The 10096-nt window shown below is 59.8% G+C and carries 6 protein-coding genes and 2 pseudogenes; 5 read left to right on the top strand and 3 right to left on the bottom strand.

The window, feature by feature from the left end; all coding sequences use genetic code 11:
- Positions 1-126: 126 nt before the first annotated feature.
- Together IC37_RS31075 and IC37_RS31080 are read right to left on the bottom strand one after the other, a co-directional pair.
- Positions 127-891, bottom strand: a complete 765-nt coding sequence (locus IC37_RS31075) for a methyl-accepting chemotaxis protein (RefSeq protein WP_371916352.1) — start codon at positions 889-891, stop codon at positions 127-129.
- Positions 892-984: 93 nt separating this feature from the next.
- Positions 985-2016 (bottom strand): annotated as a pseudogene (locus IC37_RS31080) (cache domain-containing protein); the annotation flags it as partial.
- 173 nt (positions 2017-2189) lie between these two features.
- Here IC37_RS31080 and IC37_RS26835 point away from each other — a divergent pair.
- Positions 2190-3677: a helicase HerA-like domain-containing protein gene (locus tag IC37_RS26835; RefSeq protein WP_033864869.1), complete on the top strand. Its 1488-nt coding sequence runs from the start codon at positions 2190-2192 to the stop codon at positions 3675-3677.
- A 120-nt stretch (positions 3678-3797) separates the two neighbouring features.
- On the opposite strand, the gene IC37_RS26840 is transcribed toward IC37_RS26835, so the two are convergent.
- Positions 3798-4253 carry a DUF721 domain-containing protein gene (locus IC37_RS26840; RefSeq protein ID WP_007906612.1) on the bottom strand — a complete coding sequence of 152 codons (456 nt, stop codon included), beginning with the start codon at positions 4251-4253 and terminating at the stop codon, positions 3798-3800.
- A gap of 306 nt (positions 4254-4559) precedes the next feature.
- Between IC37_RS26840 and secA the strand changes: the two genes are divergently transcribed.
- The 4 genes and pseudogenes from secA (at position 4560) to IC37_RS26860 (ending at position 9965) form a co-directional block, all read left to right on the top strand.
- Entirely contained in the window at positions 4560-7295 is a 2736-nt protein-coding gene (gene secA / locus IC37_RS26845; RefSeq protein ID WP_030129418.1) for a preprotein translocase subunit SecA, read from the top strand.
- 121 nt (positions 7296-7416) lie between these two features.
- Positions 7417-8634: a bifunctional glutamate N-acetyltransferase/amino-acid acetyltransferase ArgJ gene (argJ, locus tag IC37_RS26850; protein ID WP_008015216.1), complete on the top strand. Its 1218-nt coding sequence runs from the start codon at positions 7417-7419 to the stop codon at positions 8632-8634.
- Positions 8635-8814: 180 nt separating this feature from the next.
- Positions 8815-8994, top strand: a pseudogene (locus IC37_RS26855) (glutathione S-transferase N-terminal domain-containing protein); the annotation flags it as partial.
- A gap of 20 nt (positions 8995-9014) precedes the next feature.
- Positions 9015-9965: a Nudix family hydrolase gene (locus tag IC37_RS26860; protein WP_030129420.1), complete on the top strand. Its 951-nt coding sequence runs from the start codon at positions 9015-9017 to the stop codon at positions 9963-9965.
- Positions 9966-10096 lie beyond the last annotated feature (131 nt).

A 10096-nucleotide genomic window follows, 5' to 3' on the forward strand; every position in this document is an offset into this window, starting at 1 on the left:
GTGGGATTTGCGGTCTGAGTGGACGCCTTCGCGAGCAAGCCCGCTCCCACAGTCGACCGAGTTCTTCCAGAAGAAATGCGATCGAATGTGGGAGCGGGCTTGCTCGCGAAGGGGCCAGTTCAGGCACTAAATACGGAAACTACCAACCAACTGCTTCAATCGCGAAGCCTGCTGCTCAAGGTCCGAGCACGCACGCAAGGTTGATTGCAGGTTTTCCACGCCTTCCTGGTTCAACGTGTTGATCTCGGTGATATCCACGTTGATCGATTCAACCACCGCCGTCTGTTCCTCGGTCGCTGTGGCCACAGACTGGTTCATGCCGTCGATTTCGCCGATGCGCAACGTCACGCTGTTCAGGCGCTCGCCGGCCAGGTTGGCGATTTCCACGCTGTCCTGGCTGTGACGCTGGCTTTCGCTCATGGTGCTGACCGATTCGCGGGCGCCGACTTGCAGCTCCTCGATCATGGTCTGCACCTGTTGTGCCGACTCCTGAGTGCGGTGCGCCAGGTTACGCACCTCATCGGCCACCACGGCAAAACCGCGCCCGGCTTCACCGGCCCGCGCCGCTTCAATGGCCGCGTTCAGCGCCAGCAGGTTGGTTTGCTGGGAGATGCTGGTGATCACTTCGAGAATCTGCCCGATGTTCACGGTTTTGCTGTTCAGCGATTCAATGTTGGTACTCGAAGCGCTGAGCATGCTCGACAGCTGATTCATCGCGCTAATGCTGCGATCCACCACTTGCTGGCCATCTTCGGCCAGGCTGCGCGCGTCGCTGGCCTGATTTGACGCTTGCGCGGCGTTACGGGCGATTTCCTGGGCCGCGGCGCCGAGCTGGTTGATTGCCGCAGCAACGCTGCTGGTGCGCGAGGCCTGCTGGTCGGAATTGAACATCGACGAGTTCGAGGCGGCTACCACACGCAGGGCCACTTCGTTGACCTGGCCGGTGGCCGAGGACACTTCGCGGATCGACGTATGAACCCGTTCCACGAAACGGTTGAACGCCGTGCCAAGGATGCCGAATTCGTCCTGATTCTGGATGGCCAGACGCTTGGTCAGGTCGCCCTCACCGTCGGCGATGTCTTCCATGGCGCGGGTCATGACGTGCAGCGGCTGGATCAGCAAGCGGATCAGCATGCCGAGCAAGGCGATGATGATTGCCACGGCAATTAGGGTTGCGACGACCGCCGAGGCGCGAAATTCGCTGAGCATCGAGAAGGCTTTGTCTTTATCCACCGACAGACCGATGTACCAGTTCACCGATGGCAGGCCTTTGATCGGGGTGAACGTGACAATACGGGTTTTGCCGTCGACCTCGACTTCACTAATGCCGCCACTGATGCGCGGGGTGTTCTTCGGGTAAGCCTCACTGAGGGACTTCATCACCATGGATTTGTCCGGATGAACCAGGATCTTGCCGTCGGCGCTGACCAGGAAGGCATAGCCCATGCCGCCGAAGTCACGCGCGGTCAGGGTGTCGATCAGGGTTTGCAGGCTCAAGTCACCGCCTACCACCCCCACGCTTTGCCCGGCTTTCTTCGAGGCGGTCGCGATGGAGATGATGGTCTGACCGGTCGCCGCATCTATGTAAGGTTCGGTCAGCGTCGAGCCATTGCTGTTTTCCGCGCCTTTGTACCAAGGGCGAACTCTGGGGTCATAGCCGTCCGGCATCTTGGAGTCCGGGCGGTTGATGAAAGTGCCACTGGCATCACCCAGGTACCTGGCCATGAAAGTCGACTCCAGAGCCTTCTGTTCAAGCAGGTTGGCGACGTTGGATTGTTCGGAGTTGATGGCAATATTCTGAGCGAGGCTTTCGATCAGCAGGATGCGACCTGACAGCCAGGTCTGAATGTTATTGGCGGTGACATCGCCCATCTCATTGAGGTAGTTATCCAGATCCTCGCGGATGGCATTACGCTGCAAATAGTCGTTGTACAGCGTGAACGAGGCGAAGGCAGCAATAACGATGAGGGCGGCGGCAAGCAGGATTTTATGACTGAAGCGCAGATTTTTGTTCATGGCTTGGGGTTCCGCTAAGGTCTTATTATTAAGGGCGTGCTTTTATAAAGGCACGCAAAACGGGCAGGGTTGAATCAAGCTGATATTTCCGTCCTCTCCTTAGGGGGATTACCGACGCTTTTCAGTCTTTTATATCGGCCGTGAAAGATCAAAGATTAACCATGGGTGACAAAATGCCTGACTCATTGCAACTCGTTATCGGCGCCGATCTCGCGGGCCAGTCCATCGCCCAGGCCATGCGCCTGGCGAACCGTCACGGCCTGGTGGCGGGCGCTACCGGGACCGGTAAAACCGTCACCTTGCAGCGTCTGGCCGAAGCCTTCAGCGATGCCGGCGTGGCGGTGTTCGCGGCGGACATCAAAGGCGACCTGTGTGGCCTGGGCGCCGCCGGCAACCCTCAAGGCAAAGTCGCCGAGCGGATCGCCGGCATGCCCTGGCTGAACCATAAGCCTCAGGCGTATCCGGTGACCCTGTGGGATATTAACGGTCAGTCCGGTCATCCACTGCGCACCACCTTGAGCGAAATGGGCCCGTTGCTGCTCGGCAGCCTGCTGGAACTGACCGACAGTCAGCAGTCGGCCCTCTATGCCGCGTTCAAGGTGGCCGACCGCGAAGGGTTGTTGCTGCTGGACTTGAAGGACTTGAAGGCGCTGCTCAATCATCTGCGCGACAGCCCCGAATTGCTGGGGGATGACGCCGCGTTGATGACCACCGGTTCCAGCCAGGCGCTGTTGCGCCGTTTGGCGACGCTGGAACAGCAGGGCGCTGAAGCGTTGTTCGGCGAACCGGCACTGCAACTGGAAGACATGTTGCAACCGGCCGTGGATGGTCGCGGGCGCATTCACTTGCTCGACGCCAGTCGTCTGGTGCACGAAGCACCGAAGGTCTATGCGACGTTCCTGCTGTGGTTGCTGGCCGAACTGTTCGAACAACTGCCGGAACGCGGCGATGCCGAGAAACCGTTGCTGGCGCTGTTTTTCGACGAAGCGCACTTGTTGTTCGCCGGTACGCCCAAGGCGTTGCAGGAGCGTCTGGAACAAGTGGTGCGACTGATCCGCTCGAAAGGCGTGGGCGTGTATTTCGTCACCCAATCGCCGGGCGACTTGCCGGATGATGTGTTGGCCCAACTGGGCCTGCGTATTCAGCACGGTTTGCGCGCGTTTACCGCCAAAGAACAAAAATCCCTGCGCGCGGTGGCCGACGGTTTCCGGCCGAACCCGGCATTTGAAGCCTTGTCGGTGTTGACGGAGTTGGGGATCGGCGAGGCGCTGGTCGGCACCTTGCAGGACAAGGGCACACCCGGGATGGTCCAGCGTGTATTGGTTGCGCCGCCGCAATCGCGGATCGGGCCGCTGACCGAAACCGAACGCACCGTGCTGATCGCCGGTTCGCCGTTCAAGGGGCGTTACGACAAACCGGTCGATCGCGAATCGGCTTATGAAGTGCTGATGGGGCGCAAAGGCCTGGCGCCGGATCCTGAAGTAGTGCCGGGAAAACCTGCACCTGAAGAGCCGAGTTTCACCGACAAGGCCGGGGAACTCCTCGGTACGGCGGCAGGCCAGGCGTTGAAATCAGCGATGCGACAGGCGGCGAATCAATTGGGCCGACAGTTGGTGCGCGGGTTGATGGGCTCATTGCTCGGTGGCAGCAAACGCCGGTAGCGAGCAGGCACAGTAAAAATGTGGGAGCGGGCTTGCTCGCGAAAGCGGTCTGACAGTCAACATTGATGTTGGATGTAACGGACCCTTCGCGAGCAAGCCCGCTCCCACATTAAATTTTTGTCAGGTTTTGGGTTTGGCGTGCGCCGCCAGCCGTTCGAGGGCCGCCCGCAGATTCGGGTCGGTAATCCCGTCAGCCGTTGCCTGAATGGTCGCTGCCGCATCGGTCGACAAATTTATCGTATGCCCCGCAGCCCCTTGCTGAACGGTCGGCGGCTGAACCTTGAACAGAATCCGTGTCAGGCTGGCGAACTCGTCGAACAGCTGTAACTGCCGTTGCAGACGCTTTTGCTGATAACGCAGGCGGGTGGCCCAGTGGCCATCGGTGACAATCAGCAATAAACTGCCTTCTCGCCACGACGCCACATGGCAATGCTCGCGGGCAGCCGGTTGTAACTGGCTTTCCACCAGACGTTGTAAATGACCCAGGCGTTGAGCGTGGCCAAAGATGGCTTTCAGCGGTTTGGCTTCGCGAAGCAGAACGGCGGGTGCTCTGGCCGTAAGAGGGCGAAATGCCATGATCAGACACCTGAAGTAACAGAGCTGCCATGGTAACAGAAAGCTCCCGCTGCCCCGACCCATTGCTTTGCGAGCGCTTTACCCATTAAATCAACGAGTAACTTGTGCCCTCGATGGGTTGAAGTTCAGTAAAAAGCCCTTATTTAAAGTGAGCCCCGTCACAGCGCCGTGCATGCATCGTGGAATAACGCCACTTTCCTCACCATCGTTTCCGGGTAGAATGCTCGTTCGCATGCGGCCATGAGGGCTGCACGGGCGACTCACGGGGCCGCCCTCCATCCCTTTAGTGTGGAAGATCCTGCCGATATGTTTGCGCCTTTGTTAAAGAAACTTTTTGGAAGCAAGAACGAGCGTGAAGTCAAACGCATGCTCAAGACGGTGCAGCTCGTCAATGCCTTCGAAGAGCAAATGGTAGCCCTTTCGGACGATCAATTGCGTGCCAAGACAGACGAGTTCAAGGCCCGCCTCGCCAAAGGGGAAACCCTCGACAAACTGCTGCCCGAAGCCTTTGCGGTTGCCCGCGAAGCCGGCAAGCGCGTCATGGGTATGCGCCACTTCGATGTCCAGCTGATCGGCGGCATGACCTTGCATGAAGGCATGATCGCGGAAATGCGTACCGGTGAAGGCAAGACCCTGGTGGCAACACTGGGCGTTTATCTCAACGCACTGTCCGGCAAGGGCGTGCACGTTGTGACGGTGAACGACTACCTGGCCCGCCGTGATGCCAACTGGATGCGTCCACTCTACGAATTCCTCGGCATGACGGTCGGCGTGGTCACGCCATTCCAGCCGCCGGAAGAGAAGCGCGCCGCTTACGCCGCCGACATCACCTACGGTACCAACAACGAATTCGGTTTCGACTACCTGCGCGACAACATGGCGTTCAGCATGGAAGAAAAATTCCAGCGCGAACTCAATTTTGCCGTGATCGACGAAGTCGACTCCATTCTCATCGACGAAGCCCGTACCCCGCTGATCATTTCCGGTCAGGCCGAGGACAGCTCCAAGCTGTACATCGAGATCAACAAACTGATCCCGCAGCTGGAATTGCACGTCGAAGAAGTCGAAGGCGAAGTCACCAAGGCTGGCCACTACACCGTCGACGAGAAGACCCGTCAGGTCGAACTCAACGAAGCCGGTCACCAGTTCATCGAAGACATGCTGACCCGCGTCGGCCTGCTGGCTGAAGGCGAGAGCCTGTACTCGGCGCATAACCTCGGTCTGCTGACCCACGTTTATGCCGGCCTGCGCGCGCACAAACTGTTCAATCGCAACGTCGAATACATCGTGCAGGACGGTCAGGTCGTGCTGGTCGACGAACACACCGGCCGTACCATGCCGGGTCGCCGTTTGTCCGAAGGCCTGCACCAGGCCATCGAAGCCAAGGAAAACCTGAATATCCAGGCCGAGAGCCAGACCCTGGCGTCGACCACATTCCAGAACTACTTCCGTCTGTACAACAAGCTGTCCGGCATGACCGGTACCGCGGACACCGAAGCGTTCGAGTTCCATCAGATCTACGGCCTGCAGGTCATGGTCATCCCGCCAAACAAACCGTTGGCGCGTAAAGACTACAACGATCTGGTGTTCCTGACCGCCGAAGAGAAATACGCGGCGATCATCAGCGACATCAAGGAGTGCATGACTCAGGGCCGTCCGGTACTGGTGGGTACCGCCACCATCGAAACGTCCGAGCACATGTCTGCTCTGTTGCAGAAGGAAGGCATCGAACACAAGGTTCTGAACGCCAAGTTCCACGAAAAAGAAGCCGAGATCATCGCTCAGGCCGGTCGCCCGGGCGCACTGACCATCGCCACCAACATGGCCGGTCGTGGTACCGACATCCTGTTGGGCGGTAACTGGGAAGTTGAAGTCGCTTCGCTGGAAGACCCGACCCCTGAGCAGATCGCCCAGATCAAGGCCGACTGGCAGAAACGTCACCAGCAAGTGCTGGAGTCGGGAGGTTTGCAGGTGATCGCTTCCGAGCGTCACGAATCGCGCCGTATCGACAACCAGTTGCGCGGTCGTGCCGGTCGTCAGGGCGACGCCGGTTCCAGCCGTTTCTACCTGTCGCTGGAAGACAGCCTGATGCGCATCTTCGCCTCTGACCGGGTGAAGAACTTCATGAAGGCGCTGGGCATGCAGTCCGGTGAAGCGATCGAGCACCGCATGGTGACCAACGCCATCGAGAAGGCTCAGCGCAAGGTTGAAGGCCGTAACTTCGACATTCGTAAACAACTGCTTGAGTTCGACGACGTCAACAACGAACAGCGTAAAGTGATCTATCACATGCGTAACAGTTTGTTGGCCGCCGACAACATTGGCGAAACCATCGCCGATTTCCGTCAGGACGTGCTCAATGCAACTGTCAGCGCGCACATTCCACCGCAATCGCTGCCAGAGCAGTGGGACGTGGCCGGTCTGGAAGCGGCGTTGCAGAGTGACTTCGGTGTGACACTGCCGATTCAGCAATGGCTCGACGAAGACGATCACCTGTACGAAGAAACCCTGCGCGAGAAGCTGCTGAGCGAACTGATCGCGGCGTACAACGAGAAAGAAGACCAGGCCGGTGCCGAAGCACTGCGCACCTTCGAGAAGCAAATCGTTCTGCGCGTACTGGACGACCTGTGGAAAGACCACCTGTCGACCATGGATCACCTGCGTCACGGCATTCACTTGCGTGGTTATGCACAGAAGAACCCGAAGCAGGAATACAAGCGCGAATCCTTCACCCTGTTCTCCGAATTGCTGGATTCGATCAAGCGCGACTCGATCCGTGTGCTGTCGCACGTTCAGGTTCGCCGCGAAGACCCGATCGAAGAAGAAGCTCGCCTGCGTCAGGAAGCCGAGGCGCTGGCTGCGCGCATGCAGTTCCAGCACGACGAAGCACCTGGCCTGGAGCAACCGGAAGTGTTGGGTGAAGAGGTCGATGTGGCCCTCGCCACCGCACCGGTACGCAACGAGCAGAAGCTGGGCCGTAACGAGCTGTGCTACTGCGGTTCGGGCAAGAAGTTCAAGCATTGCCACGGGCAGATCCAGTAAACCCGTTTCAGACGCTGAAATACCCGCGCCGCGACCGGCTTATGCCGTCGCGGCGTTTTGCCATTTAAACCACCGTCTATCGCAATAGCGGTGCAGACAACATTTTTTAAGGAGCGCATTCATGGCTGTTGGTCTTGGTCCTTTGCCAACGTTGCACCCGGTTGCCGGTTTTGAACTCGGTATCGCCTCGGCCGGCATCAAGCGCCCGGGGCGCAAGGATGTCGTGGTCATGCGCTGTGCCGAAGGTTCCACAGTGGCGGGCGTGTTCACCCTGAACGCCTTTTGCGCCGCTCCCGTGATCCTGGCCAAGCAACGCGTGCAAGGCCCGGTGCGTTACCTGCTGACCAACACCGGCAATGCCAACGCCGGCACCGGCGAGCCAGGTCTGGCCGCTGCCGAGCGCACCTGCGCCAAACTGGCTGAGCTGACTGGCGTCGATGCAAGCCTGGTGCTGCCGTACTCCACCGGTGTGATCGGCGAGCCGCTGCCGGTCGAAAAAATCGAAGGCGCTCTGCAAGCTGCCCTCGACGATCTGTCGGTGAACAACTGGGAAGCGGCCGCTACCGGCATCATGACCACCGACACCCTGCCCAAGGGTGCCAGCCGCCAGTTCCAGCATGATGGCGTGACCATCACCGTCACCGGCATCAGCAAAGGCGCGGGCATGATCCGCCCGAACATGGCGACCATGCTCGGCTACATCGCTACCGATGCCAAAGTCTCGCGCGACGTGCTGCAAAACCTGCTGCTGGACGGCGCCAACAAGTCGTTCAACCGCATCACCATCGACGGCGACACCTCGACCAACGACTGCTGCATGCTGATCGCCACCGGTCAGGCTGCGCTGCCGGAAATCACCGAGGCCAGCGGTCCGCTGTTCGCTTTGCTGAAACAGGCGGTGTTCGAAGTCTGCATGGACGTGGCCCAGGCCATCGTGCGCGACGGCGAAGGCGCGACCAAGTTCGTCACCGTGGAAGTCAACGGCGGCGGCAATCACCAGGAATGCCTGGACGTCGGTTACACCGTGGCCCACTCGCCGCTGATCAAGACCGCGCTGTTCGCCTCCGACCCGAACTGGGGCCGCATTCTGGCCGCCGTGGGCCGTGCCGGCGTACCGAACCTGGACGTGAGCAAGATCGACGTATTCCTCGGTGACGTGTGCATCGCCAGCCGTGGTGCTCGCTCTGCTACCTACACCGAAGCCCAGGGCGCGGCGGTGATGCAGCAGGAAGAAATCACCATCCGTATCGAGCTGGGTCGCGGTGATTGCAGCGAAACCATCTGGACGACTGACCTGTCCCACGAATACGTGAAGATCAACGCTGAGTACCGTACGTAAACAAGGTCCGGACCGAGTCGCGCCCTTCGCGAGCAAGTCGGATCGCCGCACCGCCGCTCCCACATTCGATTGCATTTCTTGCGGAAGAACTCGATTAACTGTGGGAGCGGGCTTGCTCGCGAAGGCGGCCGACCAGATACCAACGATTCTGGTCCATCCCCCTATCAAAAGGTCCCGAACATGAGCCTCCACCTGATCATCGGCGACAAACTGTATTCCTCCTGGTCCCTGCGCGCCGCCCTTGCCCTCGACCTGACCGGTGCGTCCTACACCGAAGAACTGATCAAGCTGAACCAGCCGGACACTCGCGAGCGCCTGCTCAAGCATTCGCCGACAGGAAAGGTCCCGCTGCTCAAAACCAGTCTGGAGGAAATAGAGCGGTGAAACGAGTCCATGTAGCAGCCGCGGTTATCCGCGATAGCAGCGGCAAGATCCTCATTGCCCGCCGTGCCGACACCCAGCACCAGGGCGGTTTGTGGGAGTTTCCCGGTGGCAAGGTCGAGGATGATGAATCCGTCGAAACGGCCCTGGCTCGCGAGCTTCACGAAGAGTTGGGGATTGTGGTCAACACCGCGCGACCGATGATCAAGGTTCGCCACGACTACCCGGACAAGCAGGTATTGCTGGATGTCTGGGAAGTCTCGGCGTTTACCGGCGAACCCCATGGCGCCGAAGGTCAGCCTTTAGCCTGGGTGAACGCACGGGAACTGGTGGACTACGACTTTCCGGCCGCCAACCAGCCGATCGTCGCCGCTGCCCGTTTGCCTGGCGACTACCTGATCACCCCGGAGGGCCTGGAAACCCCGGCCTTGCTGCGCGGTATTCAGAAAGCCATCGCTGGCGGCATCAAGCTGATTCAGTTGCGCGCGCCTAACGGCTACGACCCGCAATACCGCGATCTGGCGGTGGATGCGGCGGGGCTGTGTGCCGGCAAGGCGCAGTTGATGATCAAGGGGCCGTTTGAATGGCTGGGGGACTTTCCGTCCGCTGGTTGGCACATCACATCGGCACAGTTGCGCAAGTACGCGGCGGCCGGGCGTCCGCTACCGGCTTCGCGCTGGTTGGCGGCGTCCTGCCACAATGCTGAGGAACTGGCGCTGGCCGAGCAGATGGGCGTGGACTTTGTGACTCTGTCGCCGGTGCAGCCGACCCAGACGCACCCGGATGCGCAGCCATTGGGTTGGGAACAGGTTTCGACCTTGATCGAGGGCTTCAGCAAGCCGGTGTTTTTGCTCGGTGGGGTTGGCCCGGCAGAGCGGCAGAAAGCCTGGGAAGCCGGCGCGCAGGGTGTGGCGGGGATTCGGGCGTTTTGGCCTGATTCTTCGGTGTAGCCACTGGCCCCTTCGCGAGCAAGCCCGCTCCCACAGTTGACCGAGTTCTTCCTGAAGAAATGCGATCGAATAATGAAATGGCTACCCCCGCCGCCCCCTGCGATCGCCCACTAAGCTTTCGCAGGGGGCTC

It is taken from the genome of Pseudomonas sp. QTF5 (assembly GCF_000512695.2).
GTDB lineage: Bacteria > Pseudomonadota > Gammaproteobacteria > Pseudomonadales > Pseudomonadaceae > Aquipseudomonas.